Consider the following 525-nt stretch of genomic DNA (forward strand, 5'->3'; position numbering starts at 1 on the left):
TCCATCGAACCATTGCCAAGTGCATCTCGGCGACGCTCTCTGCGCACAAACACCAATTCAGGATGCAAAGCCGCTATCGCTTGAGTCAGTTGATCTCGTCGATAGCGCGAAGCCACTTCCAATTGAGGCAATTCAAATACGTCCCGCATCTGCTTTGCTAAGCCTTGCGCTTCTTCCAGCACACTGGTATCAACAATCACAGCAGGAAGCTGTTCTCCACGCACCAACCGAATCATTAGCGACGCGTCACACCCCAAAGGTTCTTCTCGCTCTAGTGCCTCTGCTGCCTCTCCCCTTTGCAGTTGATACAGCTGTGCAGGCACGGAGAGCGCTGCCGCTAAATCGATCATGGCTTCTTTTTCGGCTTTGGTCGGAATGCGAGTCACCAGATCGGCGAATAGCGCATCAATTGGCAGTGGATAGACTTTTTTGCCGTGCTCAGTTACGTCACCGTTATCGTCTAATGCACCCATCGCTTGCAAACACAGAAGAGCTGCGTTCAATGACTTTTCTGGAACCGCATCA

The 525-nt window shown here is 51.8% G+C and carries 1 pseudogene; it reads right to left on the reverse strand.

Annotation, left to right across the window (positions count from 1 at the left end):
- A pseudogene (locus R7040_RS29810) lies at positions 1–525 on the reverse strand (ATP-dependent RNA helicase); the annotation flags it as partial.

It is taken from the genome of Vibrio sp. 1069, assembly GCF_033340555.1.